Source organism: Streptomyces sp. NPDC006476 (genome assembly GCF_040612015.1).
Classification (GTDB): Bacteria; Actinomycetota; Actinomycetes; order Streptomycetales; family Streptomycetaceae; genus Streptomyces; species Streptomyces griseorubiginosus_B.
The window spans coordinates 119,500-146,160 of record NZ_JBEXPK010000016.1; the positions used below are offsets into that span (position 1 = coordinate 119,500).

At 72.3% G+C, this 26,661-nt stretch carries 25 protein-coding genes, 1 tRNA gene and 1 pseudogene; 10 read left to right on the top strand and 17 right to left on the bottom strand.

The genetic code is table 11. The features are described 5' to 3' along the window. Positions 1-9: 9 nt before the first annotated feature. On the bottom strand, positions 10-1,500 hold the full coding sequence (locus ABZZ74_RS19900) for an aldehyde dehydrogenase family protein (protein WP_356766593.1): 1,491 nt from the start codon (positions 1,498-1,500) through the stop codon (positions 10-12). A gap of 75 nt (positions 1,501-1,575) precedes the next feature. Next, positions 1,576-2,718, bottom strand: coding sequence for an acyl-CoA dehydrogenase family protein (locus ABZZ74_RS19905; RefSeq protein ID WP_356766595.1), 1,143 nt, complete (start codon positions 2,716-2,718; stop codon positions 1,576-1,578). Positions 2,719-2,818: 100 nt separating this feature from the next. Here ABZZ74_RS19905 and ABZZ74_RS19910 point away from each other — a divergent pair, with 100 nt between their 5' ends. The 6 genes and pseudogenes from ABZZ74_RS19910 (at position 2,819) to ABZZ74_RS19935 (ending at position 8,170) form a co-directional block, all read left to right on the top strand. Further along, positions 2,819-3,574 carry a 3-oxoacyl-ACP reductase family protein gene (locus ABZZ74_RS19910; protein ID WP_356766597.1) on the top strand — a complete coding sequence of 252 codons (756 nt, stop codon included), beginning with the start codon at positions 2,819-2,821 and terminating at the stop codon, positions 3,572-3,574. A gap of 1 nt (position 3,575) precedes the next feature. Further along, on the top strand, positions 3,576-4,355 hold the full coding sequence (locus ABZZ74_RS19915; protein ID WP_356766599.1) for an enoyl-CoA hydratase/isomerase family protein: 780 nt from the start codon (positions 3,576-3,578) through the stop codon (positions 4,353-4,355). Between the two features lie 27 nt (positions 4,356-4,382). Then, positions 4,383-5,537: a CoA transferase gene (locus tag ABZZ74_RS19920; RefSeq protein ID WP_356766601.1), complete on the top strand. Its 1,155-nt coding sequence runs from the start codon at positions 4,383-4,385 to the stop codon at positions 5,535-5,537. A 34-nt stretch (positions 5,538-5,571) separates the two neighbouring features. After that, complete coding sequence (locus tag ABZZ74_RS19925; RefSeq protein ID WP_356766603.1) at positions 5,572-6,483, top strand: SDR family NAD(P)-dependent oxidoreductase; 912 nt, start codon at positions 5,572-5,574, stop codon at positions 6,481-6,483. 29 nt (positions 6,484-6,512) lie between these two features. Further along, positions 6,513-6,998 (top strand): annotated as a pseudogene (locus tag ABZZ74_RS19930) (DoxX family protein); the annotation flags it as partial. A 14-nt stretch (positions 6,999-7,012) separates the two neighbouring features. After that, positions 7,013-8,170, top strand: a complete 1,158-nt coding sequence (locus tag ABZZ74_RS19935; protein WP_356766605.1) for an acyl-CoA dehydrogenase family protein — start codon at positions 7,013-7,015, stop codon at positions 8,168-8,170. A gap of 608 nt (positions 8,171-8,778) precedes the next feature. On the opposite strand, the gene ABZZ74_RS19940 is transcribed toward ABZZ74_RS19935, so the two are convergent. The 8 genes from ABZZ74_RS19940 to ABZZ74_RS19975 all read right to left on the bottom strand — a co-directional run bounded on the left by ABZZ74_RS19940 (position 8,779) and on the right by ABZZ74_RS19975 (position 16,228). After that, on the bottom strand, positions 8,779-9,216 hold the full coding sequence (locus ABZZ74_RS19940; RefSeq protein ID WP_356766607.1) for a glutaredoxin domain-containing protein: 438 nt from the start codon (positions 9,214-9,216) through the stop codon (positions 8,779-8,781). Between the two features lie 102 nt (positions 9,217-9,318). After that, positions 9,319-10,434 (bottom strand): acyl-CoA dehydrogenase family protein, encoded by a 1,116-nt coding sequence (locus ABZZ74_RS19945; RefSeq protein WP_356766609.1) that lies wholly within the window; start codon positions 10,432-10,434, stop codon positions 9,319-9,321. Then, positions 10,431-11,654 carry an acyl-CoA dehydrogenase family protein gene (locus ABZZ74_RS19950; RefSeq protein ID WP_356766611.1) on the bottom strand — a complete coding sequence of 408 codons (1,224 nt, stop codon included), beginning with the start codon at positions 11,652-11,654 and terminating at the stop codon, positions 10,431-10,433. The genes ABZZ74_RS19945 and ABZZ74_RS19950 overlap by 4 nt, the downstream gene beginning before the upstream one ends. A gap of 16 nt (positions 11,655-11,670) precedes the next feature. Further along, entirely contained in the window at positions 11,671-12,819 is a 1,149-nt protein-coding gene (locus ABZZ74_RS19955) for a thiolase family protein (protein WP_356766613.1), read from the bottom strand. Beyond that, complete coding sequence (locus tag ABZZ74_RS19960; RefSeq protein ID WP_356766615.1) at positions 12,816-13,259, bottom strand: OB-fold domain-containing protein; 444 nt, start codon at positions 13,257-13,259, stop codon at positions 12,816-12,818. The genes ABZZ74_RS19955 and ABZZ74_RS19960 overlap by 4 nt, the downstream gene beginning before the upstream one ends. A 1-nt stretch (position 13,260) precedes the next feature. Further along, positions 13,261-14,172, bottom strand: coding sequence for an SDR family oxidoreductase (locus ABZZ74_RS19965; protein WP_356766617.1), 912 nt, complete (start codon positions 14,170-14,172; stop codon positions 13,261-13,263). Positions 14,173-14,186: 14 nt separating this feature from the next. Beyond that, positions 14,187-14,906, bottom strand: coding sequence for a hypothetical protein (locus tag ABZZ74_RS19970; RefSeq protein WP_356766619.1), 720 nt, complete (start codon positions 14,904-14,906; stop codon positions 14,187-14,189). After that, on the bottom strand, positions 14,906-16,228 hold the full coding sequence (locus tag ABZZ74_RS19975; protein ID WP_356766621.1) for a phenylacetate--CoA ligase family protein: 1,323 nt from the start codon (positions 16,226-16,228) through the stop codon (positions 14,906-14,908). The genes ABZZ74_RS19970 and ABZZ74_RS19975 overlap by 1 nt, the downstream gene beginning before the upstream one ends. 158 nt (positions 16,229-16,386) lie before the next feature. Here ABZZ74_RS19975 and ABZZ74_RS19980 point away from each other — a divergent pair, with 158 nt between their 5' ends. From ABZZ74_RS19980 to ABZZ74_RS19995, 4 genes are read left to right on the top strand one after another with little or no spacing between them, the layout of a single operon-like run. Further along, positions 16,387-17,466 carry an amidohydrolase family protein gene (locus ABZZ74_RS19980; protein ID WP_356766623.1) on the top strand — a complete coding sequence of 360 codons (1,080 nt, stop codon included), beginning with the start codon at positions 16,387-16,389 and terminating at the stop codon, positions 17,464-17,466. Between the two features lie 23 nt (positions 17,467-17,489). Beyond that, the gene (locus tag ABZZ74_RS19985) at positions 17,490-19,919 is read left to right on the top strand and encodes a GNAT family N-acetyltransferase (RefSeq protein ID WP_356766625.1); all 2,430 of its coding nucleotides are present in this window, start codon (positions 17,490-17,492) and stop codon (positions 19,917-19,919) included. Beyond that, complete coding sequence (locus ABZZ74_RS19990) at positions 19,916-20,890, top strand: LLM class flavin-dependent oxidoreductase (protein ID WP_356766627.1); 975 nt, start codon at positions 19,916-19,918, stop codon at positions 20,888-20,890. The genes ABZZ74_RS19985 and ABZZ74_RS19990 overlap by 4 nt, the downstream gene beginning before the upstream one ends. A gap of 12 nt (positions 20,891-20,902) precedes the next feature. Then, positions 20,903-21,418 carry a PaaI family thioesterase gene (locus ABZZ74_RS19995; protein WP_356766629.1) on the top strand — a complete coding sequence of 172 codons (516 nt, stop codon included), beginning with the start codon at positions 20,903-20,905 and terminating at the stop codon, positions 21,416-21,418. On the opposite strand, the gene ABZZ74_RS20000 is transcribed toward ABZZ74_RS19995, so the two are convergent. The 7 genes from ABZZ74_RS20000 to ABZZ74_RS20030 form a co-directional block, all read right to left on the bottom strand. Then, positions 21,412-22,563 (bottom strand): acyl-CoA dehydrogenase family protein, encoded by a 1,152-nt coding sequence (locus ABZZ74_RS20000; protein WP_356766631.1) that lies wholly within the window; start codon positions 22,561-22,563, stop codon positions 21,412-21,414. The two genes, ABZZ74_RS19995 and ABZZ74_RS20000, sit on opposite strands and share 7 nt — an antisense overlap. A 149-nt stretch (positions 22,564-22,712) precedes the next feature. Continuing rightward, a tRNA-Pro gene (locus ABZZ74_RS20005) sits at positions 22,713-22,786 on the bottom strand. 87 nt (positions 22,787-22,873) lie between these two features. Next, positions 22,874-23,233: an MmcQ/YjbR family DNA-binding protein gene (locus ABZZ74_RS20010; protein WP_356766633.1), complete on the bottom strand. Its 360-nt coding sequence runs from the start codon at positions 23,231-23,233 to the stop codon at positions 22,874-22,876. 46 nt (positions 23,234-23,279) lie between these two features. Then, on the bottom strand, positions 23,280-23,816 hold the full coding sequence (locus tag ABZZ74_RS20015; RefSeq protein WP_356766635.1) for a GNAT family N-acetyltransferase: 537 nt from the start codon (positions 23,814-23,816) through the stop codon (positions 23,280-23,282). Beyond that, positions 23,813-24,394: an XRE family transcriptional regulator gene (locus ABZZ74_RS20020; RefSeq protein WP_356766637.1), complete on the bottom strand. Its 582-nt coding sequence runs from the start codon at positions 24,392-24,394 to the stop codon at positions 23,813-23,815. Before ABZZ74_RS20020 ends, ABZZ74_RS20015 begins: the two co-directional genes overlap by 4 nt. 46 nt (positions 24,395-24,440) lie before the next feature. Next, a complete protein-coding gene (locus ABZZ74_RS20025) occupies positions 24,441-25,370 on the bottom strand; it encodes a LysR family transcriptional regulator (protein WP_356766639.1) in 930 nt (309 codons plus the stop codon). A gap of 41 nt (positions 25,371-25,411) precedes the next feature. Next, complete coding sequence (locus ABZZ74_RS20030; RefSeq protein ID WP_356766729.1) at positions 25,412-26,605, bottom strand: glycine C-acetyltransferase; 1,194 nt, start codon at positions 26,603-26,605, stop codon at positions 25,412-25,414. Positions 26,606-26,661: the final 56 nt, after the last annotated feature.

A 26,661-nucleotide genomic window follows, 5' to 3' on the forward strand; every position in this document is an offset into this window, starting at 1 on the left:
GGGATCTCGTCAGACGCGGCCGACGCCGACGCCCTTGACGTGGATGAACTCCTCCAGTCCGGCCCTGCCGCCCTCCCGTCCGAACCCGCTGAGGCCGACGCCCCCGAAGGGCGTGGCCGGCGAGGTGATCGGGTTCGGGCCGGGGTTGACGTACACCGTGCCGGCCTTCAGGCGCGGCACCAGGCGGTTCACGCGGGCGATGTCGCGGGACTGGACGTAGGCGGACAGGCCGTACTCGGTGTCGTTGGCGAGGGCGACCGCCTCGTCCTCGGTGTCGAACGGGGTGAGGGCGAGGACCGGGCCGAAGATCTCCCGCTGGGCGAGGTCGCTCCTGTTGTCGACGTCGGCGAAGACGGTCGGGGAGACGAACCAGCCGTCGGCGTCGATGCGTTCACCGCCGTACACCAGCCGTCCCGCGCCGTCCTCCACCGCCTTGTCGACCACGCCCTGGACGCGGTCGCGGGCGGCCGCGTTGATCAGGGGCCCGATGTAGGTCGTCGGGTCGAGCGGGTCGCCCACGGGGAGGTGGGCGACGACCCCGGTGACCCGGGCGACCACCTCGTCGTAGATCGGCCGCTCGACCAGGAGGCGGGTGGGCAGTGCGCAGCCCTGGCCGGTGTTGCTCATGGCGAAGGCCGCGCAGTACGGCACGACGGTGTCGAGGTCGGTGTCGGCGAAGAGCAGGTTGGCGGACTTGCCGCCGAGTTCGAACAGGACGGGCTTGAGACTGAGCGCCGCGTCGGCCATGATGCGGCGCGCGGTCGCCGGGCCGCCGGTGAAGGAGATCTTGTCCACGCCGGGGTGCGTGACCAGGGCCGATCCGGCGTCACCGAGGCCGGTGACGACGTTGATCACACCGTCGGGGATGCCCGCCTCGCGGGCCAGGTCGGCGAAGAGCAGCGCGGAGAACGGGGTGGACTCGGCGGGTTTGATCACCACGGTGTTGCCGGCGGCGAGCGAGGGCGGGATCTTCATCGCCAGGGACAGCGCGGGAGAGTTCCAGGTGATGATGTGGCCGATCACGCCGTACGGCTCGGCCAGGGTGTACTCGACGTTCTCGTGGGGGCTGTAGGCCGCGCCGACCATGCCCTCGATCTTGTCGGCCCAGCCCGCGTAGTACTCGGTCCACTCGGCGATGTGCGTTCCGACGTTCTCGGCCCAGCCTCCGACGCACACACCGTTCTCCAGCGGGCTGATCGCCGCGAAGTCGGGGATGTGGTCGCGGATCAGCTGGGCGAAGCGGGTGAGCAGACGGCGCCGCTCGGCCGGTCGCATGGCGCCCCAGACCTCGAACGCGGTCCGGGCCGCGGCGACGGCCTGGTCCACCTCGCCGGGGCCCGCGAGCGGGATCTCGGCCTGGACGAGACCGGTCGCCGGGTTGACGTGCTCGAAGAGTCCGCCGCTGGTGTCGGACAGCTCCTTCCCGCCGATGACGAGACGGGGGCGCGGCAGAACCTGCTCGGCCCGCTGTCGGTGCAGTGCTACGTCGACGGTGACCACACTTGCCTCCTGTCCGTACACTTCGCTTAAATAGCTAACCTATTTATCGGGTATCAGTCAATGACGGTGCCGGTGTCACAGACCCAGCGAGCGGCCGACGATCTCCTGCATGATCTCCGAGGTGCCGCCGAACACCCGCTGCACCCGGCTGTCGCGCCAGATGCGGGCGATCTCGTACTCGTTGACGTAGCCGTAGCCGCCGAAGAGCTGCATACAGCGGTCGATGACCGCCCAGCCGGTCTCCGTGGTCCAGTACTTGGCCGCGGCGGCCTCCTCGGCCGTCAACTCGCCCTGGACCAGGGCCATGATGCAGCCGTCGACATAGACCCGGGCGGCGGCGAGCTTCGCCTTGATGTCCGCGAGGGCGAACCGGTTGGCCTGGAACTCGCCGATCGGCCGGCCGAAGGCGGTGCGCGTCCTGGCGTACTCCAGCGTCACGTCGAAGGCCCGCTGCGCGGAGGCGAGCGCGGCGACGGCGATGGCGAGCCGCTCGGTGGGGAGGTTGCCCATCATGTGGTAGAAACCGCGACCCTCCTGGCCGATCAGGTTCTCGGCGGGGACGCGCACTTCGTGGAAGAAGAGTTCGGCGGTGTCCTGGGCCTTCATCCCGACCTTGTCGAGCTTGCGGCCGCGCTCGAAGCCCTCGGCGCCGCGCTCGACGACGATCAGACTGATGCCCTTGTGCCCGGCCGCGGGGTCGGTCTTGCAGGCGACGATGACGAGGTCGGCGAGGATGCCGTTGGTGATGAAGGTCTTGGAGCCGTCGATCACCCACTCGTCGCCGTCCCGGCGGGCGGTGGTGCGGATGCCCTTGAGGTCCGATCCGGCGGCCGGCTCGGACAGGGCGAGCGCGCAGATGGTCTCGCCGGCGATCACCCCGGGCAGCCAGCGGGCCTTCTGCTCCTCGGTGGTGAGGTTCATGAGGTAGGGCGGTACGACGTCGTTCTGCAGGCCGAGCCCGATGCCGACGGCGCCGGTGGCGGCCATCTCCTCCGCCATGATGGCGTTGTAGCGGAAGTCGCGGACGCCCTGCCCGCCGTACTCCTCCGGGAACTCCCAGCCGATCAGTCCGGCCTTGCCCGCCGCCGCCCACGCGGCCCGGCCGACCTGCCCCTCGCGCTCCCACTCCGCGCTGTACGGGACGCATTCCCGCAGGTAGTAGGAGCGGGCGGTCTCGCGGAACAGGTCGTGCTCCTCGGCGAAGATCGTACGGCGCATCTCGACTCCACTCCTGCGTCTCACATACTCTACATCTCGCTTATTTAGCTGAAGTAGTTATACGATAGCGCTGTTTTTGGAGCCGGGACAGGGAGGGCGCGTGAGCGTACGGGACAAGGTGGCGCTCGTCACCGGAGCGGGACGCGGCATCGGCGAGGCGATCGCCGACCGGCTCGCCGACCTGGGAGCCGCGGTCGCCGTCTGCGACCTGGACCCCGAGGCCGCTGGCAAGGTGGCGGCGCGACTCGCGGAGCGGTACGGGGTGCGCGCGGCCGGCGTCGGCGCGGACATCTCCGACCGCTCGGCCGTGCACACGGCCGTGGAGCGGGTGGCGGCCGAACTCGGCCCGGTGGACGTTCTGGTGAACAACGCGGCCGTGGACGTCATCGGGCGGTTCGTGGACAGCGACGAGGAGACCTGGGACCGGATCATCGCGGTCAACCTGCGCGGGACGATCACCATGACCCGGGCGGTGCTCGATTCGATGATCGAGCGCGGCGGCGGCCGGATCGTGCACATCGCCTCGGACGCCGGCCGGGTCGGCTCCTCCGGGGAGGTCGTGTACTCCGCGACGAAGGGCGGTGTCATCGCCTTCGGCAAGGCCCTGGCCCGCGAGGTCGCCCGGCACGGCATCACCGTCAACAGCGTCTGCCCCGGGCCGACCGACACCGCGCTGCTCGGGCAGGTCGCCGACTACAGCCAGAAGATGTACGACGCGACCGTGCGGGCCATCCCGCTGCGCCGCGTCGCCCAGCCCGCCGAGATCGCCGGCGTGGTGGCCTTCCTCGCGTCCGACGACGCCGCCTACATGACCGGGCAGACGCTCTCGGTCAGCGGCGGCCTGACGATGGTCTGAGGTGACCGCCGTGCTGCGTGTCGAACTACGGGACCGCATCGCCGTGTTGACGCTGAACCGGCCGGAACGGCTCAACGCCGTCGGCTCGGAGACGGTGGACCGGCTCACCCGCGCACTCGAGGCAATACGCGACAACGACGACGTGCGCGCCCTCGTCGTGACCGGAGCCGGCCGCGCCTTCTCGGCCGGTGCCGACCTCGGCGAGATCGAGTCCTTCACCTCCCCCGGGCAGTTCCGGGCCTTCGTGGGGCGGCTGACGGAGGCGTTCGCGCTGTTGGAGGACTTCCCCAAGCCGTCGGTCGCGGCCGTCCACGGGTTCGCCTTCGGCGGCGGACTGGAGCTGGCGCTCGCCTGCGACCTGCGGGTGGCCGAGCGCGGGACCCGTCTGGGGCTGCCCGAGATGAAGCTGGGCGTGCTGCCGGGCGCGGGCGGCACGCAACGGCTCCCGCGTCTGCTGCCGACGGCGGTCGCCAAGCAGATGATCCTCACCGGGGAACCGATCGACGCGGAGCGCGCCTGGCAGCTGGGCCTGGTCAACGAGCTGGCCGAACCCGGCGGAGCGCTCGCCGCCGCCGAGAAGCTGGCCGGTGGTCTGACGGCCGGGGCACCGCTCGCGCTCGCCGCGGGCAAGCGGCTGATCGACCAGGGGCTCGCCATGAGCCTCGAGACGGCGATCGCCTACGAGCGGGAGACCGTCTCGGTGCTGTTCTGCACCGAGGACCGCATCGAGGGACTCAAGGCCTTCCGCGAGCGCCGGCCCGGCGCGTTCCGCGGCGTGTAGGCCTACCGACACACCTGGAGGTGGGCCGTGCGGCCATTGGAAGGCATTTCCGTCGTCGAGCTCGGCATGTGGGTGGCCGCACCGGCCGCCGCCACCATGCTGGCCGACTGGGGCGCCGACGTGATCAAGGTGGAGGCCCCCACCGGCGACCCCAACCGCTACACGCTGCGGCACGTCGGCCAGGACATCGACAGCGCGCCCCCGTTCGAGACCGACAACCGCGGCAAGCGCGGCATCGTCCTCGATCTGCGCTCCGAGGACGGCAGAGAGGTCCTGGAGCGGCTGCTGGAACGCGCCGACGTCTTCGTCACCAACCTCCGGCCCGGCGCCCTGGAGCGACTGGGGCTGGACCCGGAGGAGTTGCGGGAGCGCCATCCCCGACTGGTCGTCGGCACGCTGACGGGCTACGGCTGGGCGGGCGCCGAGCGCGACCGGGCCGGTTACGACGTCTCCGCCTTCTGGGCCCGGCCGGGCATCGCCGCCATGCTCAACCCGGCCGGCGAGCCGCCGCCCGGCATCCGCCCCGGCCTCGGCGACCGTACGGCCGCCGCCAACCTGGTCGCCGGTGTGCTGGCCGCGCTGCTGCGCCGCGAACGCACCGGCGAGGGCGGCGTGGTGGACGTGTCGCTGCTGCGGTCCGGAACGTACGCGAACGGCAACGACCTCGCCCTGCAGAACTTCTTCGGCAGGCGCGGGCGCACCCGCCCCCGCACCGAGCACGAGTCCCCCCTCTACAACTGCTACCAGGCCGCCGACGGCCGCTGGTTCTGGCTGGTCGGTCTGGAGGGCGGCCGGCACTGGCCCGGCGTGGTCAAGGCGCTCGGCCGGGAGGACCTGTCGGAGGACGAACGGTTCGCCACCGGCAAGGCCCGGCGGGGCCACGTCCGGGAGCTGATCGCCGTGTTCGACGAGGAGTTCGCCAAGCGGCCGCTGGAGGAGTGGGCGGCGCGGTTCGACGCCGAGGGCGTGTGGTGGGCGCCCGTGCAGACCCTCGCCGAGGTGTCCGCCGACCCGCAGGCGGAGGCCGTGGGGGCGTTCGTCGAGCAGCCCGGCATGGGCGACGCGCCGCCCCTGCGCACGGTGGCGACCCCGGTGCGCTTCTGGGGCGTGGACGAGAAGCCGCGCACCGGCGCGCCGACGCTCGGCGAGCACACCGAGGACGTACTGCGCGAACTCGACTGACCCGACACATCAGCTCTTCTTCTGGAGGTACGGCGTGGGCATCCTCGACGACAAGGTCGCGATCGTGACCGGCGGTGGCCGGGGGCTGGGCCGGGCGCACTGTCTGGCGCTCGCCGAGGCCGGGGCGACCGTGGTGGTCAACGACCTCGGCTCGGGCGTGCACGGCGAGCGGACCGGGGACTCCCCCGCCGACGACGTGGTGGCGGAGATCACCAAGCTGGGCGGCCGGGCGGTCGCCAACCACGCCTCGGTCACGGACTGGGCGGCCACGGAGGCGATGGTGGCGGACACGGTCGCGGAGTTCGGCCGGCTGGACGTCGTCGTCAACAACGCGGGCATCGTGCGCGACCGGATGCTGTTCTCGATGACCGAGGCCGAGTTCGACTCGGTGATCGCGGTGCATCTGAAGGGCACCTTCGCCCTCACCCGGCACGCGTGCGCGTACTGGCGCGAGGCGTCCAAGCGGGGTGAGCGCGTCACCGGCCGGGTCATCAACACCACGTCCGGAACGGGCCTGTTCGGCAACCAGGGGCAGTCCAACTACGGTGCCGCGAAGGCCGGGATAGCCGGGCTGACCGTGCTCACGGCCCTGGAGATGCGCAAGTACGGCGTCACCGCGAACGCCATCTCGCCCATCGCGGCCACCCGGATGACGGACGGGCTCGAGGTCGGCGCGTCCCTCGCGGCCACCGACGGCTTCGACCCGCGCGATCCCGCCAACGCCTCCGGGGTCGTCGTCTACCTCGCCTCAGACAGCGCGGCCTGGCTGACCGGCCAGGTCCTGCGCATCGAGGGCAACCGGCTGAACCGGCTGACGGGGTGGACCGTCGCCGCGGTCCACCCCAGCCGGTCGGGACAGGCCCTCACGTACGACGAACTCGTGGACGCCGTACCGCAGTTGTATGGTGTCGCACCCGCGGGCCGGGCCACCGGGGCAGGCCAGTAAAAGGGACCGACGCCGCCGCGCTCGTCCTCAGGGCCACCCTCGGGCCCATGCTCTTCGCCCACGGCTGGAACAAGGTCGCCGGGTCGGGCGGGCTGGAGGGCACGACGGGCTGGTTCGAGGCGCTCGGCCTCCGGCCGGCCGGCGTGCACGCCCGGATGGCGGCCGGGACCGAGATGGCGGCGGGCGTGGGCATCGCCCTCGGCGCGGCGGGTCCTCTGCCCGCGGCGGCGGCCGTCGGACTGATGACCGTGGCGGCCCGGACCGACCACCGCGGCAAGGGCTTCTTCGTCTTCAAGGGTGGCTGGGAGTACGTCGGCGTGGTGGGCGGCGCGGCCGTCGCCCTGGCGGCACTCGGCCACGGCCGGTACTCCCTCGACGGGCTGCTGCACCGCGAACGGGCGGGCGCGGGACCGGCATTGCTCGCCGCCGGACTCGGCACGGCGAGCGCGGCGGCCCTGCTGGCGGCCTGCTACCGGCCGCGGCGGAAGCCGGACGAGACACAAACGGATCACTAGGTAAGGGAGTCGACATGGACGCGGCTGACTTCAGCGCGGTGCTGTCCGAGGTCCGGCGTTTCGTCCGGGAACGTGTCGTGCCGCTCGAGGCGGAGATCGACGAGAAGGACGAGATGCCCGCGGACATCCGCGAGGCGGCGAAGAAGATGGGGCTGTTCGGCTTCGCGCTGCCCGAGGAGTACGGCGGGCTCGGTCTGTCGATGCACGAAGAGGCCCGGCTGATGTTCGAACTGGGCTACACCACACCGTCGTTGCGCTCCATGTTCGGGACGAACAACGGTATCGCCGGGCACGTCCTGATGGTCGGCGGCACGGAGGAACAGAAGGCCGAGTGGCTGCCGCGGATCGCCTCCGGCGACGTCCTGGCGTCGTTCGCGCTCACCGAACCCGAGGCCGGGTCCGACCCGTCGACGCTGACCACCCGCGCCCATCTCGACGGAGACACCTGGGTGATCAACGGCGCCAAGCGGTACATCACCAACGCCCCGCTCGCCGACGTCTTCATGGTCTTCGCCCGCACCGACCCCGACGCCCCGCGCACCCGGGGCATCTCCACCTTCCTCGTCCCCGCCGGCACACCGGGTCTGACGGTGGCCGCCCGGGACCACAAGATGGGCCAGTTCGGGGCCTGGACCGCGGACGTGTACTTCGACGACGTACGCGTCCCGGCCTCCGCGCTGGTCGGCGGTGAGGCCGGGCTCAACCGGGGCTTCTCCACGGCCATGGGCTGCATCGCGCACGGCCGCGTCCACATCTCGGCGCTGATGGTCGGCATGGCGGAGCGGCTGGTCGACGAGTCGGTCGCGTACGCGAGCACCCGCAGGCAGTCCGGACAGCTCATCGGCTCCTTCCAGCTCGTCCAGGGCCTCATCGCCGACTCGCAGACCGACTACTACGCCGGCCGGGCCACGGTCCTGGAGGCGGCGAGCGCCTTCGACGCCGGGACCGACACCAAGATCGGCCCGTCCTGCGCGAAGTACTTCGCAAGCGAGATGGTCTGGCGGGTCGCCGACCGCGCGGTGCAGATCCACGGCGGCGCGGGCTACATGCGCGGTGTCGCCGTGGAACGCTTCTACCGCGACGCCCGCCTGTTCCGCATCTACGAGGGCACCAGCCAGATCCAGCAGATCATCATCGCAAAGGCCCTGCTGGGCAAGGCGGCCCGCGGCTGACCGGCGCCGACCACGCGGCCACCCGGCCACGCGGTCACCCGACAGACGGCTGCACCGGACGTGCGCCCCCGCGGACAGGCGACCTCGCGGGCACGCAGGCACGCGGCCTCGCGGACACGCGGTCACGCGGCCTCGCGGACACGCGGACACGCGGGCACGCGGCTGAACAGACCTGCGGCTTCGCGGACACGCGGCCACCCGGCTGAACCGGACCTGCGGCCTCGCGGACACGCGGCCTCGCGGACACTCGGTCACCCGGCAGGCGGGACGCGCGCACCCGGCCACCTGGCCACCTGGCCACCTGGCTGAAACGGACTTGCGGCCTCGCGGACATGCGGCCTCGCGGACACTCGGTCACCCGGCAGGCGGGACGCGGGCACCCGGCCACCTGGCCACCCGGCAGGCGGCACGCGGTCACGCGGTCACGCGGTCACGCGGTCACGTGGGTACCCGGCCACGGGGCTGAACCGGACCTGCGGCCTCGCGGACACCCGGTCACGCGGCACGCGGCCACCCGGCTGAACCGGACCTGCGGCCTCGCGGTCACCCGGCCACGGGGCTGAACTGGACTTGCGGCCTTGCAGGCATGCAGCCACGCGGCCTCGTCGTCACGCGGGGCGGCAGAGCTGTTCGCGCAGCCACGCGGGGGCGGGATTGACGTGGGACCGGCCGGCCACGACGACGGTCGGCACGGTCTCGTTGCCGTCGTTGACCGCCCGCACCGCCGCCGCGCCCTCGGGGTCGCGCCAGATGTCGACCCAGTGCGCCCGGCGGGCCCGGCGGCCCAGGCGCATGCGCAGCCGTAGGCAGTAGGCGCAGCCCGGCCGCCAGTAGACGACCGGCCGACCGTCGACCGCGCTCCGGCGCAGCGCCTCCCCGGCCTCGATCGACCTGGGGAAGACGAGGGGGGAGTTCACCCCCGCGAGCAGGACGAACACCAGGAGAAGTACGACGGCGGTTCCGGGGTCCTGGTCGAGGAGCAGCCCGACCGCGAGGCCCGTGCCGCAGAGCAGGAACAGGATCGGCGGGAGCCAGACGCGGGTCATGAGAATGAAGGCTATGCGAGGAGCAAGACGTGCCACGGACGGGGTCGTCGAGAAGGCCCCGGGGACGTCCGAAGCCCCGGGGCCCTCTCGACGGCTCGGTCGTCAGATGCCGAGCCGGTCCAGGAGGCGTTCGTGGTAGATCGCCGGTCCGCCGAAGAGCAGTTGGGAGGACTTCGCCCGCCGGAAGTACAGATGCGCCGGGTGTTCCCAGGTGAAGCCGATGCCGCCGTGAACCTGGATGTTCTCCATGGCGGCGACCATGTACGCCTTGGAGCAGCTCGCGTGGGCGACCGCCGAGGCCACGGGGAAGTCGGCGGAGCCCTCGTCGGCCAGCAGCGCGGCCTCCCGTGACGCGGCCTCGGCCAGTTCGACCTGGACCAGCATGTCCGCGCACTTGTGCTTGACCGCCTGGAAGGAGCCGATCGGCCGGCCGAACTGGTGCCGGGTGCAGGCGTACTCCGCGCTCATCTCCAGGCACCGGCGCGCCCCGCCCGCCTGCTCGGCGGCCAGCCCCACCGACGCCACGTCCAGGACCCGGGCCATGACACGCCCACCCGCCCCGTCCGCGCCCACGAGCACCGCGGGCACGGCATCGAAGGTCAGCCGGGCCATGGCCCTGGTGGCGTCCAGGGTGGTGAGCGGCTCCGCGGACAGACCCGTCGCCGACCGGTCGACCGCGAACAGGGACGGACCGGCGACCGTGCGGGCGACGACCAGGACCAGGTCCGCCGTGGTGCCGTCGATCACGAAGCACTTGCGGCCGGTCAGCCGCCAGCCGCCGTCCCCGTCGGGCCGGGCGCGCACGGTGATCAGAGCGGGGTCCCAGGAGCCGTCGTCCTCGGCGACGGCGAGGGTGGCCGTGGTGCGGCCGGCGGCGATGCCCGGCAGATGGCGGGCGCAGGCGTCCTGGTCGCCGGAGGCCAGCAGCGCCTGGGCGGCCAGCAGGACGGTGGAGAAGAAGGGCGCGCAGAACAGTGCGCGGCCCATCTCCTCCAGGACCACGCCGAGTTCGACGAGGCCGAAGCCGTCGCCGCCGTACTCCTCGGGGATGGCCAGCCCCGGCAGCCGTAGCTGGTCGGACGCCTGGGCCCACACCTCGGCGTCGAAGCGCGGCTCGCTGTCCATGAGCTTGCGCACGGCCTCTTCCGGTGACTTGGCCTCCATGAACTCCCTCACGGAGGACCGGAGTTCCTTCAGCTCGCTGTCGTCGGCGATCATGCGCGTGCCTCCTTCGGCAGGCCGAGGACACGTTCCGCGAGGATGTTCTTCATGATCTCCTCGGTGCCGCCGAGGATGCGCAACGCCGGGGTGGCCAGCAGGAGTTCGGCCCAGGAGTACGTTCCCCAGCGGCCGGTGTCGGCGATGATGCGCGGGCCGAGGCACTCGGACACGAAGTGGGCGGCGCGGGTGAGGTTCTGACCGTACATCAGCTTGGCGACGGACCTCTCGGGGCCGGGGGCGGTGCCCGCTCGCAGGGTGCGCTGGGCGCGGGTGTTGAGGTAGCGGGTGGCCATGGCGTCGACGAGGAGTTCGGCGAGGCGTGCGCGCAGGGCGCGGTCGTCCCAGGTCCAGGTGGCGCGCATGAGCGCCGAGAGGTGGTCCGGGGACAGGGCGGCGGCCACCGGGCCTGCGCCCTCGCTGCCGACGGTGTCGCGCTCGTTCATCAGGGTGGTCAGGGCGACCGTCCAGCCGCCGTCGACCTCGCCGAGACGGTGGTCGTCGGGGATGCGGACGTCGGTGAGGAAGACCTCGTTGAAGTCGGCGCCGCCGGTCATCTGCCGCAGCGGGCGTACCTCGACGCCCGGGGCGTCCATGGGGACGAGGAAGGCCGTGATGCCGCGGTGCTTGGGAGCGTCGGGGTTGGTCCGGGTCAGCGCGAGGCCGATCTGGCTGTGGTGGGCGACCGAGGTCCACACCTTCTGCCCGTTCAGCACCCACTCCCCGCCCTCGCGGACGGCCCGGGTCGCCACGCTCGCCAGGTCGGACCCTGCGCCGGGCTCGCTGAACAGCTGGCAGGCGATGGCGTCCCCGCGGTACATCGCGGGCAGCCAGCGTTCCTTGATGTGGGGCTGGGCGTGGGCGAGGATCGTCGGTCCGATCATGCCGAGTCCGACCACGCCGAGCACGCCGGTGTCCGGGACGTCGTACTCGGACTCGACGGAGGCGTAGAGCAGTTCGTGGACGGGAGTGAGGCCCCGGCCGCCGTACTCGGGCGGCCCGGTGATCCAGCCGAAGCCGTTCTCGTGGCGGACGCGCTGCCAGGCGCGGGCCCGCCGCACCTGCTCCGCCTCCTCCTCGGGCGGGAGGCTGCTGAAGTAGGCCATCGAGTCGTCGCCCTCGCCCCAGGCGACGGTGGCGCGGTCGGGGGCCTTCGCCGCGTGCGCGTCGAGGAAGCGGCGCGCCTCGGCGGCGAAGTCCTGCGGGTCGTCGGATGTCATCGCGTTCGCTCCGCTGTCAGGTCGACAGGATCGTCACCGCCGACGCGCCCGGCGCGCCGTACAGGTGGGTGTAGCCGACGCGGGGGGTGCCGGGGATCTGCCGGGTCCCGGCGGTGCCGCGCAGTTGGAGGACGATCTCGTGGATCTGGCGCAGTCCGGACGCGCCGATCGGTTCCCCGTTGCCGAGCAGTCCGCCGTCGGTGTTGACCGGGATCCGGCCGCCGATCTCGGTCGCGCCCTCGGCGACGAGACGTTCCTGTTCGCCGTCCTTGCACAAACCGTTCTCGGCCATGTGGATGATCTCCGACCCGGCGTCGGTGTCCTGCAGTTGAGCGACGTCGACGTCCTCCGGGCCGATGCCCGCCAGCTCGTAGGCCGCCCGGGAGGCGTCCACGCTCGGGCTGTCGACCGGCTCACCGACCGGGAACGACGGGCTCTGCACCTCGAAGGCACCGAGCCGGCGGCTGCGCAGGGCGGTGGAACGGACCCGTACCGGCTTCCCGGTGTACTTGTGGGCCTGGTCGGCGCGGCACAGCACGAGCGCCGCGGCACCCTCGTTGGGACCGCAGTACATGAACTGGCGCAGGGGGTAGTTGAGGACCGGTGAGGCGAGAACTTCCTCCGGGGTGAGGGGAGTCCGGCGCCAGGCTTTCTCGTTCGCGGCCGCGTTGCGGAAGTTCTTCGAGGCCACGCGGGCCAGCGTCTCGTGGGAGATGCCGTGCTCGTGCATATAGCGGTTGATCTTCATGCCGAAGAAGTGCGTGGTGAGGAAGAGCCCGGTCTGCCCGTACCAGGAGGGGATGCCCGCCACGGACGGATCGGCGGCGAAGGCGCCGCGCGGGTGCTTGTCCAGGCCGATCGCGACGGTCAGGTCGTGCTCGCCGGTCTCGATGGCACGGGCGGCCAGCGCGAGGGCCGTACCGGCCGTGGCACACCCGTTGAACACCCCGCGCAGCGGGACGCCGGTCAGGCCGAGGCGGCCCACGATGGCGTCCGGGTTGGCAACCTCGTAGCTGCCGATGTAACCGCCCTGGATCTGCGGCCAGTTCACGCCGGCGTCGGCGAGCGCGAGCCGTACCGCGTCCGCGCCCATGTCGAGTGCCGGCTTGCCGGGGAAGCGGCCGAAGGGGTGGAGCCCGACTCCGATGATGACGGCCTCGGTCACGGTGTCTCCTCCTCGGCCGGTGCGAACGCGAAGGTGACGACCTCGGTACCGTCGTCCTGGACGGTGTACGGCACGAGCGTGAGCCGCATGGGCTGCCCGATGCGCAGCTTGCCGGGGTCGGGTTCGGTGAGGCGTGCCTCCACCAGCAGCTCGCCGGGGAGTTCGACGTAACCGACCGCGTAGGGCTCGAAGCTCTCGGGGCCGTCGTACGGCGGGGACGGCGGGCGGAAGTTCTGGGTGGTGTACGTCCACAGCGTGCCGCGGTCGGCGAGCAGCCGGCGCTTCGACTGCGTGCTCGCGCACCGCACACAGTCCGGGGCGGCCGGGAAGCTGACCAGGCCGCAGTCCGCGCACTCCGAGCCGATGAGCCGGGGCGGGTCGTCGGGGCCGCCAGGCCAGGTGAACAGGTCCTCGGCGACCGGGGTTTGCGTCGTCGTCATCTCACGCCCCGTTCCGGTGACCGAGCGCGTCGGCGTTGGGCGCGGCCTTGGCGACCAGGTTCGGGACGACCGAGGACAGCTCCTCGGGTGTCCAGCGGGTCTCGGCGCTCACGCCGGGGCCGTTGACCCAGCCCTCCAGCACGGTGATGCGGTTGCCGACGACGCCGAAGACCCGGCCGGTGACCTCGCGCGAGGCCGCCGAGCCCAGCCACACCACGAGCGGTGAGATGGCCTCCGGGGTGAGGTCCTGGCTCTCGGCGGCCTGCCGCATCATCTCGATGTCCTCGGTCAGCCGGGTGAGCGCGGTCGGCGCGATGGCGTTCACCGTGACGCCGTAGCGGGCGAGTTCGGCGGCGGCGATGATCGTGAGGCTCGCGATGCCGGCCTTGGCCGAGCCGTAGTTGGACTGTCCGGGGTTGCCGAAGATGCCGGACGGGGAGGTCGTGTTGATCACCCGGGCGTCGTTGGCGTGACCGGCCTTGGCACGCTCGCGCCAGTACGCGGCCGCGTGGTGCAGGGTGGCGAAGCTGCCCTTGAGATGGACGGCGAGCACGCTGTCCCAGTCCTGCTCGGTCATCGACACGATCATCCGGTCGCGCAGGATGCCGGCGTTGTTGACCAGGACGTCCAGGCCGCCGTAGGTGTCCACGGCGTGCCGGACCAGATGGCCGGCGCCGTCCCAGGTGGAGATGTCGTCGGTGTTGGCGACGGCCTCGCCGCCCGCTGCGACGATCTCGTCCACCACGGCCTGCGCGGGGCCGGCCGAGGCTCCCGCGCCGTCGCGCCCGCCGCCGAGGTCGTTGACCACGACCCTGGCTCCGTGCGCGGCGAAGGCCAGGGCATGGGCCCGGCCGATGCCGTTTCCGGCTCCGGTGACGACCACGACTCGGCCGTCGACCACTTCTTCGGACATCCTCAACTCCTCGATCAGGAAGGCCGGTCGGTCTCGGCGAGCAGCACGCGCGGGTCCTCGCTGCCGCAGCCGCACCGGCCGGAGACGACCCTGCCCGCGATGCCGAGCGGGGTCTCGGGCAGGGGCGATGTGCGCTGCTCCCCCGCGGCCACGAACAGTTCCCCGTCGCGGTCGCCCACCCGCCATTCGGCGCCGTTGACATGCGCGCCACCGCGCTCGGGGCACTCCAGCGCGAGGGCGGGTCCGACGGGCGAGAGCAGACAGGCGGACACGCCCACCGCCCGCAGCACCGGCACGGCGGCCGGCCGGGCCAGCACTACCGGTGTCGCCCGGAACATCTCGCCGATGTCGGCGCCCCCGGCGAGGCCCTCCAGGGTCTCGGCGGACAGTCCGATCACGGCGTGCGGGCGCAGCTCGCGGTGGAAGACGGAGGTACGGCGGTGGTCCCAGCCCATCGCCTCGGCGATGCCGTAGGTCACCTTCAGCGCCCGCAGGGCGCCGATCACGGCGTGGCCCCAGAAGCCCTCGAATCCGGACGCGGTCAGCAGGGCCCGCTGTCCGGGGGCGAGGCCGTGCTCGCGCAGGCGGGCGGTGGCCCAGTCGGTGTCCCGGGCGAGTTCGGCCCGGGTCAGCTCGGTCTCCCGGGTGCCCCCGGCGGCAAAGAAGCGCACCAGGTAGGCGAGTTCGGGCCGGTCGAGCTCCCTCGCCCGGGCCAGGGTGTCGGCGCGGGCCATCAGCTCTTCACCACCCGGGGGAACTTGGCGACGCTGGTCATGGTCTTCAACAGGTCCTCCTCGGGGCGCAGGTCGAGCACCGGTTTGACCCCGGTGCGTTCGCGCACGGCCTCGGTCAGCCGGCCGGACAGGGCGTCGACGTCGCCGGTGAGCGAGGGGTCGTAGCCGACGCGCAGCCGCAGTTCGTCGACCTCGCGGCTCTCGCGGACGATCTGGAAGACCCCGGCGACGGTCTCCGGCTGGTCCTCGACCGCCTGCCAGACGTCCCGCAGCACCACGGACCGTCCCCGCACCAGCGTCTCGTCGCCGCGTCGTCCGGCGACCCACATCCGGGCGTGGGTACGGCCGCAGCCGCAGGTGTCGCCGGACAGCCGGACCAGGTCCTCGCTGCGGTAACGGATCAGCGGGGCGGCCCGGTTGTCCAGGTCGGTGGCGACCAGTTCGCCGAGCTCGCCCTCGGGGACGTCACGCCAGCCGTCCTCGGTCACCTCGACGCACTCCGCGAAGACGGTGTCCTCCCAGAGGTGGAAGCCGTCGTGCTCGCGGCACTCCCAGGCGGTGCCGGTGTCGGCGGCGCTGGTGTACTCGTAGACGTCGATGCCCCAGTCGTTGCGGATGCGCTCGCGCATGCGCCGGCTCAGCGGCTGCCCGGCGCAGGAGGCGCCCTTGAGGGAGGAGAAGGCCTCCTTCAGGTCCGTCTTCTCCGCCAGGTGCTCCAGCTCCACCATCTGCGGGTACATCATCTGCAGATAGGCGGGCCGGTAGGTGCGTAGCGCCTCGACGACCTCGTGCATCTTCCCCATCCAGGTGTCCACCTCGATCACCACGGCGCCGAGCGCCTGGTAACCGGGGTCCATGAGGTTGCGGAAGGTGCCGGGCGGACTCAGCACCCGGTCGCCGGGGCGGAGGCCGAGTTCCCACAGGTCCCGCACCTGGGCGGTGACCAGCGGCGGGGCGTCCTGCCAGATCTCGGCGAAGAACTCCGGGTCGCCGGTGGTGCCCGAGCTGGAGGACACCGAGGTCAGCTCCTCGGACGGCACGCACAGCAGACCGCCGAAGGGGTCGCCGGTGCGGGCCCGGTAGGCGCGCACCATGTCCTTGGTGATGAACGGGACGCGTGCCCGGAAGTCCTCCAGGGACCGGACGTCCCGCGGGTGGACCCCGTGCTCGTCCCACAGCTCGCGGTAGAAGGCCGAGCCCGCGTAGGCGTACTCGACGAGCTCCAGGACCCGTTCCTCCTGCCGTGCCCGCAGTTCCTCGCGGGGCATGGTCTCCACCTGGGGCTCGAAGTACCTGTCAGCGGTGTCCCTGTCACCGGCCATGGCGCCTCCTCGCGGCTCAGTGCCCAGATCTTGCAGCTATTAGCGCAATCAGTCAACTATTTCGACGGATTCAACCGGAACGCCGGCGCCACCTTCCCTTCCGCGCCCCATACACTTAAAATCGCTAACTGATTACATCCATTGTGCCGAGGAGTGTCATGACGAAGATCTGGGTCAACTCCGGGGACTCCCATGTGATGGAACCCGCCGACGTGTGGACCGAGCGGCTGCCCGCGCGGCTCGGCGCCCGGGCCCCGCGCAGCGAGCGCGGGGAGAAGTACGAGATGCTCTACATCGACGGCGAGCGCATCGACCGCCAGCTCGGCGACTTCATGGACGCCATGCGCCCGCCGGGCGCCTGGGACCTGAAGGTCCGGCTGAAGGACCTCGACCAGGAGGGCGTCTGGTCCCAACTGGCCTTCCCCTCCATGGGGTTCTGGCTCGTGTCGATCACCGACCGGGAGCTGGCCCGGGAGACCGTGCGCGCCTGGAACGACTGGGCGTACGACGAGATCCTCAGCAAGAACAAGCGCGTGATCACCACCGCCTGCGTCTCGACGGCGGACATCGGCGACGCGGTCACCGAGCTGGAGCGGGCGGCCGAGATGGGCTTCAAGGCCGTCTTCCTGCCCTGCTCGACCCGGGAGGGCGAGGAGTACGCCCTCGACCGCTGGGAACCGCTGTGGACCGCGGCCGAGCGGGCCGGCATCGTGCTCGGCTTCCACATCGGCACCGGCGGCCAGAACGTCGTCTTCCGCGGGCCCGGCGGCGCGGTCGTCAACTACATGGAGACGACCTACCCGGGCATGCGGGTGGTGTCCCACCTGGTCGCGGGCGGCGCCCTCGACCGCCACCCGGACCTGAAGATCCTCATCGCGGAGGGCGGCGCGGGCTGGGTGCCGGCCATCGGCGACCGCATGGACGAGGCCTACCGCCAGCACGGCATGTTCGTCCGGCCGAAGCTGAGCCGGCTGCCCAGCGAGATCATCCGGCAGCAGGTGTACGCGTCCTTCCAGCACGACAAGAGCTCGGTGGAGATCGTCGAGTCGACCGGCTACCGCAATGTGATGTGGGGCGACGACTACCCCCACCTGGAGGGCACCTACGGCCACACCCAGGCCACGCTGCACGACCTGTTCGACGGTGTGCCGGACGACGTCCGCGACCGTGTCACGCGCGGCACCTTCAACGAACTCTTCGGCCTGCCGGACCCGACCCCCCAGGAGGCGGCCGTCTGACCGGCGCCGGCGACGGGACACCGGTGAGCACTTCCCCGTACCCCTCGTACCCGGACGACCTGGAGCGGCCCGGGCTGGTCAGGACCGGGCGGTCGACCTTCGTCCGGCCCATCCGGCCCGAGGACTCCGACCGTCTGGTCGCCTTCGTGGGCAGCCTCTCCCGGGCGACCCTGGCCTACCGCTCCCTGGGCCCGGTGGTCCGCGCCCGCGACGACGTCATCCGGCGCGGCGCCCAGGTGGACTACCTCAACGAGCTGGCCCTCGTCGCCCTGGCCGGCGACGAGATCGCCGGCCTGGTCCGCTATGTCCGCGACCCCGCCGAACCGGAGCACGCCGAGGTCACGTTCACCATCCGGGACGACCACCAGAGCGAGGGGTTCGGCCGGCTGCTCCTGGAGCACATCGCGGCCGCCGCGCGCGCTCGCGGCATCCGGGTGCTGGAGGCCGACGTCCTCGCCGACAACACCCGGATGATCAACGTCTTCCTCGGCTCCGGCTACCGGGTGGAGGCCGGACCGCCCGGCCAGATCATCCACTTCGAGATCGCCGTCGACCCGCAGGCCCAGGCCGTCGCACGCGCCGAACGCCGCGAACACACGGCCGTACGACGCTCCCTGCGGCCCCTGCTCGAACCACGCTCGGTCGCCGTGATCGGCGCCAACCGCCGCCCCCTGACGATCGGCCACGAGATCGTGGCCAACCTGCTGCGGGGCGGCTTCGACGGCGGCGTCTTCCCGGTCAACCCGCGGGCGGAGCGGATCGCCGGGGTGCGGGCCTACGCCGGCGTGCGGGACCTGCCCGAGCCGCCGGATCTGGCGCTGGTGGCCGTGCGCGCCCAGGCCGTGCCCGAGGTCGTACGGGAATGCGCCGAGGCCGGGGTCAGGGCGGTGGTCGTCGTCTCGACCGGCTTCGGGGAGACCGGAACCGAGGGACGCTCCGCCGAGCTGGAGCTGGCCCGCTTCGCCCGCGCCTCCGGGATGCGCCTGGTGGGCCCCAACTGCATGGGCGTGCTCAACACGGCGCCCGCCGCGCGGCTGGCCGCGACCTTCTCGCCCGCCCTGCCGGCGCCCGGCCGGGTGGCGATGTCCAGCCAGTCCGGGCCGCTGGGGCTCGCGGTCCTCGACCACGCCCGGCGGCTGCGGCTCGGCTTCTCCGGCTTCGTGTCGGTGGGCCACGCCGTGGACGTCTCCACCGACGAACTGCTCCAGTGGTGGGAGGAGGACCCGGCGACCTCGGTGATCCTGCTGCACGTGGAGACGTTCGGCGATCCGCGCCGGTTCGCCCGCGTCGCCCGCCGGGTCGCCCCGCGCAAGCCGATCGTCGCCGTCCACCCGGGCCCCGCGGACTCGGTGGCGAGTTCACTGTTCGCCCAGTCCGGGGTGATCCGCACCAGCAGTCTCCAGGAGCTGTTCGACGTCGCCCTGCTGCTCGCCCACCAGCCTCCCCCGCCCGGCGACCGGGTCGCCGTGATCACCAACGCGGGCGGCCCCGCGGCCCTGACGGTCGGGGCGTGCACGGCGAACGGGCTGCGCGTGCCCGCGCTCAGCGAGCGCACCCGGCACACGCTCCGCTCGTCCCTCGCGCCCCACGCCGAGGTCGCCAACCCGATCGACCTGACCCCCATGGCCACCGCCGCGCACTACCGGCGGGCACTGGAGGCGGCCCTGGCGGACGACGGCGTCGACGCGGCGGTCGTCCTGTTCATGCCGCCGCTCGCGGACAAGCCCGACGAGGTGGCGGCCGCCATTCTCGACGCGGCCGCGACCGCCCCGGACAAGCCGGTGGTGACGAGCTTCCTGGGCGGGGCAGGGGTCGCCGACCTGCTCCACCGGGACGGACTCGTCGTCCCCACCTACACGTTCCCCGAGGCGGCGGCCGCCTCGCTCGGGCACGCGGCGGCCTACCAGGCCTGGCGCAGCACCCCCGCGGGCGTCGTGCCGGACCTCGCGGGAGTTGACGCCGAGCGCGCCCGGTCACTCGTCGCCTCCTGCGCCGCCGGCCCGGTTCCGGCAGCGGTCGCCGTCGAGTTGCTGGCCGCGTACGGAATCGCCGTACGCGACGTACCACCGGGCCCGGGTCCGGACGCGTTCCTCTCCGTCGGCGCGGACCCGGTCTTCGGGCCGGTGGTCTCCTTCGGGCTCACCGGGGACTACGCCGACCTCATGGCGGACGTGGCGCACCGCGTCACCCCGCTCAGCGACCGCGACGCCCGGGAGATGGTCCGCTCGCTGCGCGCGGCCCCGCTGCTGGACGGCCGGGCCGGCGGGCCCGGGGTGGACCTCGCGGCCCTGGAGGAGACCGTCCTGCGGTTCTCGGCGATGGTCGACGACCTCCCCCGCATCGAGGCCCTGCAACTGCGTCCGGTACGGCTGCTGCCGCCCGGGCACGGGGTCGCCGTCACGCACGCGGCGATCCGACTCACGGAACACACCACAGGAGGCGGTCCGGCGTGAAGGTGGGCATCTACTTCGACCTGCGCAACCCCCCGCCCTGGCGGCAGAGCTGGTCCCGGGTCTACGGGTTCGCCCTGGAGATGTGCGAGGAGGCGGACCGGCTGGGCCTGGACTCGGTGTGGTTCTCCGAGCACCACGGCTTCGAGGACGGGTATCTCCCCCAGCCGCTCACCATGGCGGCGGCCGCCGCGGCCCGTACCCGCCGGGTGCGGCTGGGCACCGCGGTCGTCCCGGCGCCCCTGCACGCGGCCCCCGAGCTCGCCGAGCAGGCGGCGGTCGTGGACATCATCAGCGACGGCCGCCTGGACCTCGGCCTGGGCACCGGCTACCGGGTGCCCGAGTACCGGCTGTTCGGCGCCGACCTCGCCAGGCGCTACACCACGACCGACCAGCGGGTGCGGGAGATCCGCGGCCTGTGGGCCGAGTCCCTGGTCACCCCCGGTCCCGTCCAGGACCCGCTGCCGATCTGGCTCGGCTACCAGGGCCCGCAGGGCGCCCGGCGGGCCGGCCGGCTCGGCACGGGGCTGCTGTCCCTGAACCCCGCCCTGCTGGAGCCGTACCGGGAGGGCCTCGCCGAGAGCGGGTACGACGCCTCGGTGGCCCGGATGCAGGGCTCGTTCACGACGTTCGTCACCGAGGACCCCGAAGGGGACTGGCCGGTGGTGCGCAGACACCTGGCGTACCAGTGGGACAGCTACCGCCGGTACATGGTGGAGGGGACGGACCAGCCGGTCCCGCGCCCCATCGACCCGGAGAAGTGGCGCGAGACCGGGCTGAGTGCGAGCGGCGTCGGACAGTTCCTGTACGGCACCCCGCAGGAGACCGCCGAGGCCGTCAGGGCGTACGTTGCAGGGTTGCCGGTGGAAGGGGTGTTCCTGTGGGCCTCGCTGGCCGGGATGCCCGAGGAGATGGTGGCCCGCCAGGTCCAGCTCATCGCCGGGAAGCTGCGTCCGCTGCTCGCGGATGTGTGACAGGAGGAACGGATGGGGAACACGACGGGGACCTGGGCGGGCGCGGACTTCCAGGAGCCGCCCCGCAGCCCCGGCGGGGTGGCGCTGTGCGGAGCGTGCCGCGGTTCCGGTTCCTGCCGGCTGGGCGTGCGGCGCGAACGTCTCGACGACGACGGTGTGGCGTGGTTCGAACTGGCCTGTCCGCGCGACCAGGAGGGCGGCCCCGATGTGGCGCACGGCGGCTGGACGGCGGCCGTGCTGGACGACTGCCTCGGTCATCTCCCGCTGCTGCACCGGGTGTTGAGCGTGACGGCGGAACTGAGCGTGAGCTTCGTCAAGCCCGTGCCGGTGGAGCGGCCGCTGGAGGTCAGGGCCTGGGTGGAGCGGCGCGAGGGCTCACGCTGGTACATCAGGGGCGAGATGGTCCTGCTGCCGGCCCGGGCCGTGCTGGCCCGGGCCTCCGGGATCTGGGTGACGCGGGACCGGGGCCATTTCGCCCGGCACGAGCAGTGGCTGGCCGGGCAGGACGCGGCCGGGGGCGGTCAGTAGGACCGCAGCCCCATGCTGCGGGCGATCCCGTTGCGCTGGATCTGGCTGGTCCCCCCGGAGATCGTGGCGACGATCGACTCGCGGTAGCGGAAGCTCATCACGCTCTCGGTGGAGAAGCCGTGCCCCGCGCAGACCTGCATGCCGAGCCGGGCGGCCGCCACATAGGTCTCCGAACCCTTCAGCTTCGCCATCGAGCCCTCGCGGGTGCACGGCTTGCCCTGGGCGAGCAGCCAGGCGGCCCGGTAGGCGAGCAGCCGGGCGGAGTCGATCTCGGTCTGCAGGTCGGCCATGGCGTGGGCGAGTGACTGGAAGTTGCCGATCGGGCGGCCGAAGGCGTGGCGGGTGCGGGCGTACTCCAGCATCTCGTCCAGGGTGGACTGGGCGGCCCCCAGATAGCCGCCGGTGATGATCACCTTCTCCAGTTCGATGTTGGAGAGCATCACCTTCCAGCCGTCGTCACGCGGGCCGACGAGGTTCTCCTTCGGGACGCGGACGTCGTTGAAGAAGACCTCGTTGGTGCCGAGGATGTGCCGGGCGAGCGTGGGGGTGCGGCGGATCTCGACGCCCTCGGTCGCCGGGTCGACGAGCAGCAGGCTGATGCCGCCGTGCTTCGGCTCGCGGGGACCGGTGCGCACGTAGGTGGCGATGGTGGTGTCGGGCAGTCCGGCGCCCGTGCACCACGCCTTCTGCCCGCGCACCAGGAAGTGCTCACCCAGGTCCTCGGCGGTGGTGCGCAGCGCGGCCGCGTCGGAGCCGCTGTCGGGCTCGCTGAGGCCGACGGCGAGCCGGTGGCGGCCGGTCATGACCTGCTCGCGGATGAACTCGCGCTGCGCCTCGCTGCCCCATCGGAAGACCGTGATCCCGGGGATGAGTACGCCGATGTAGCACATGGCCACGTCGAAGCTGGCCCGTCCCAGTTCCTCGGCGATCAGCACGAGCTCCAGCGGCCCGCCGCCGTCGCCGCCCTCCTCCTCGCTGAACGGAAGGGCGAACCACCCCATGTCGGCCATCCCGCGGAACAGCTCGGGCGGTACGGCTCCCTCCTCGTCCCACCGCTTGGCCCGCTCGGCCGGGCACACGTCGGCGACGAACTGCCGTGCCGTCGCGCGCAACAGGTCCTGCTCGTCGGTCAGCCCGAAGTCCACGGCCACTCCTCGCCACCCAGTCGCTCATTTATCTATCTAATTATTCTATGTTAGCGGATAGGGGGGCGGGTGAGCCGGTCCGAGGAGTCTTTTAGGGAAAACGCAACCAGCGGGTCTGCCGTAATCGGCAAACCCGCTGGTGAACACCGTCGGGACGACAGGATTTGAACCTGCGACCCCTTGACCCCCAGTCAAGTGCGCTACCAAGCTGCGCCACGTCCCGGTGTCTGTCTGACCTGGGGTTTCCCCTGGCCGGACGCGTTAGCAAACCATACCGCACTCCGGCCGTTGATCGCGCACGGCTTTTGTCTCAGCCGTCGGCCGGCAGCCCCAGCTCGGGGTAGGCCTCCAGCAGCCGGGTGGGGGCCGCCTGGCGCCAGGAGTCGGCGAGGATGTCCCGCAGCTCCCCCTCGTCCTCCAGCGCGGCGAGGCGGACTCGCACCCAGGCGAACTGCGCCTCGTGGCCGGCGATCCAGAACTTCTCCGGCTCCGCCAGCACCAGCTCGTCGCGCTCCGCCTTGGGGCAGCGCACGGCGATGGACGTCTCGTCCTCGGGCAGCGTGGCGAACATCTTCCCCGCGACCCGGAACGTGGGCATGCTCCAGGCGACCTTCTCCGCCGTGTCGGGCAGGGCAAGGGCGATACGGCGTACGTCTTCGGCATCCTGCATGCCCCGCACGGTAGCGGCTGCCACTGACAACCACCTGGTGAGGACGTCAATCGTCGGTTTCTCCGGGACCGGCGAGCCGCTTGTAGTAGATCGACGTCGGCCGCAGCACCCCGTCGGGACTGGCCGCGTAGTCCGGTATCGCGCCGACGCGGGTCCACCCGGCCGTGTCGTAGAGCCGCTCGGCGAGGCTGTCGGTCTCGGTGTCGAGGTGCAGCAGGGTGATGCCCGCCCCGGCCGCCGCGGACTCGGCGGTGGTCAGGAGCGTGCGGCCGAGGCCTCGTCCGCGGGCGTCCCGGTGCACCATCAGCTTGACCAGTTCGGCGCGGTGCCGGCTGTTGGGCTTGTCCGGGAAGGCCAGGCTGACGGTGCCGAGCGTGCGCCCGGCGTCCCGCGCCGCCCACACCGCGAGCCGCCCGGCCGCCACAGCGGCCACGCGCTCCTTCCACCAGGCGAGTGCCTGCCCGCGGTCCAGCGGCGCGAGGAAGCCGACCGAGGCTCCGCCGTCGACGGTGTCGACCAGCAGGTCGGCCAACTCCTCCACCCGCGCGTGCAGTTCGGTCACGTCCAGTCGCTCCGCCCTCACGGCAGCACCACCGCCAGCGCGTACCGGACCTCCTCGGAACCGGCGCACCTGAACCGCGTCGGACCCCACACCCGCAACCGCAGACAGTCCCCGGTGCCGAGCCGGTGCTCCACGTCCTGTGCCGTCACGTCCAGCGCCCCCTCCAGGACCCAGATGTGCTGTTCGAGACCGGGTACCGGCGGCCGGTCGTAGCCGATGTCGGCGCCCGCCGCGAGCCGCCCCTCGACCAGCTCGCCGCGCAGTCCGGCGTGCGGCGGTGACACCGAGCGCCGCACGAAACCGGAGGCCCGGTCCTCCCACACCGGCTGCTCGGCGGCCGGCACCAGCAGCGCGGGCTCCGCCTCGACCTCGCTGAGCAGCCGGGACATGGTCCGGCCGTAGACATGACACAGGCGGTTCAGGAGCGCGGCGGTCGGGCTGATCTCCGCCCGCTCGGCCCGCGACAGCGTCGACCTGCTGATCCCGCTCCGCTCCGCCAACTCCCCCAGCGACCAGCCCCGTTCGGCCCGCAGCTCGGCGAGCCGCGCGGCGAGCCGGGCGTCCACCGGGTCCGGGGCGACCTCCTCGAGGCTTCTCATATCCGGGACGCTATCCCGGATATGAGACACGCGGGTTACGGAAGCCTCACAGCACCGCCGTCTCTCCCGGGGCGTCCGGCCCCGCCGCCTCCCCCAGCGCGTCCAGCACCGGCCGGATCAGCGGATGCTCCTCGGCGCCCCGGCGCACGGCCGCGAAGACCCGCCGGGTCGGCGCGACCCCGTCGACGGCGCGGACGATCACTCCGGCCAGGTCCATGCCCTGCAGCGCCGACCTCGGTACGAGCGCCACCCCGGCGTCGGCCGCGGCGAGGGCGACGACGGCGCGGAAGTCGTCCGAGGAGTGCTCCAGGCGGGGCTGGAAGCCGGCCGTCTCGCAGGCCAGGACGACCACGTCGTGGCAGGGGTTGCCGGGGTAGGGGCCGATCCAGGGGTCCTTGGCCAGGTCGGCCAGCGGGATCTCGGCGGCTTCGGCCAGGCGGTGGCTGACCGGCACCACCGCGTCGAAGGGCTCCGCGTACAGCGGGACGTGCGCGAGGCGCGGGTCGTCGGCCGGCGGGGCCCCGCGGTACTCGACGGCGACGGCGACGTCCACCTGCCGGTCGAGGACCATCGGCAGGCTGGCGTCCCCCTCGGCGTCCTGGACGCGCAGGCGGATGCCGGGCGCGGTGACGGCGAGGCGGGCCACCGCCGGGGCCACGACCTGGGCGATGCCGGTCGCGAAGGAGGCGACGGTGACCGTGCCGGCGGCGCCCGAGCCGTACGCGGCGAGCTCGGCCTCCGCACGCTCCAGTTGGGCGAGCACGGCGTTGGTGTGGCTGAGCAGGATCTCGCCGGCCGGGGTGAGCCGTACGCCCTTGGCGCCGCGCTCGACCAGGCGGTGGCCGGTCTCCTGCTCCAGGGCGGTGAGCTGCTGGGAGACCGCGGAGGGGGTCAGATACAGCGCGGCGGCAGCCGCCGTCACCGTGCGGTGGTCGGCCACCGCACGGAGGATGTGGAGCCGCCGCGCTTCGATCATGGGATCGATTATCGCAATATGTCCCGGACGGTCGGGCCGGGTCAGCCCTCCAGCTCGGCCCGGGCCGCCACGAAGGCGTCCACGGCGCGGTTCACGTCGTCCGTCGAGTGCGCGGCGGACAGCTGGACGCGGATGCGGGCCTTGCCCTGCGGCACCACCGGGTAGGAGAAGCCGATCACGTAGACGCCTCGCTCCAGCAGCAGCTCCGCCAGCCGGGCCGCCTTCGCCGCGTCACCGATCATCACGGGCGCGATCGGGTGGTCACCGGGGAGGATCTCGAAGCCCTCCTCGGTCATACGGCGGCGGAAGAGCGCGGTGTTCTCGGTGAGATGGACGCGCAGGTCGTCCGCCGCCTCCAGCAGGTCGAGCACCTTCAGGGACGCGGCGGCGATCACCGGGGCCAGCGTGTTCGAGAAGAGGTACGGCCGGGAGCGCTGGCGCAGCAGGGCGACGATCTCGGCGCGGGCGGCCACGTAGCCGCCGGAGGCGCCGCCGAGGGCCTTGCCGAGGGTGCCGGTGACGATGTCGACGCGGTCCATGACCCCGTGCAGCTCAGGGGTGCCGCGGCCGCCGGGGCCGACGAAGCCGACGGCGTGCGAGTCGTCGACCATGACCATGGCGTCGTAGCGGTCGGCGAGGTCGCAGATCTCGCGCAGGGGTGCCACGTAGCCGTCCATGGAGAAGACGCCGTCGGTGACGATCAGCTTGCGCCGCGCACCGGCCGCCTCCTTCAACTGCCGTTCCAGATCGGCCAGATCGCGGTTGGCGTAGCGGAAGCGGCGGGCCTTGGACAGGCGGATGCCGTCGATGATCGAGGCGTGGTTGAGGGCGTCGGAGATCACCGCGTCCTCGGCGTCCAGCAGGGTCTCGAAGACGCCGCCGTTGGCGTCGAAGCAGGAGGAGTACAGGATCGTGTCCTCCTGGCCGAGGAACGCCGACAGCCGCGCCTCCAGCTCCTTGTGGACCTCCTGCGTGCCGCAGATGAAGCGGACCGAGGCCATGCCGTAGCCCCAGCGGTCCAGGGCCTCGTGGGCGGCAGCGATCACCTCGGGGTGGTCGGCGAGGCCCAGGTAGTTGTTGGCGCAGAAGTTGAGGACCTCGCCGGGCCGGCCGCCCGCGGACACGTTCACGGTCGCGGACTGCGGTGTGCCGATCACCCGCTCGGGCTTGTGCAGACCGGCGGCGCGGATCTCGTCGAGGGTGGCGCGCAGGTCGTCGCGCACGGAGTCGAACATCATCAGTCCCTAAAGAGGTTCAGTCCCTGAGGACGTCGGTGGGCGGTCGGGGGGGC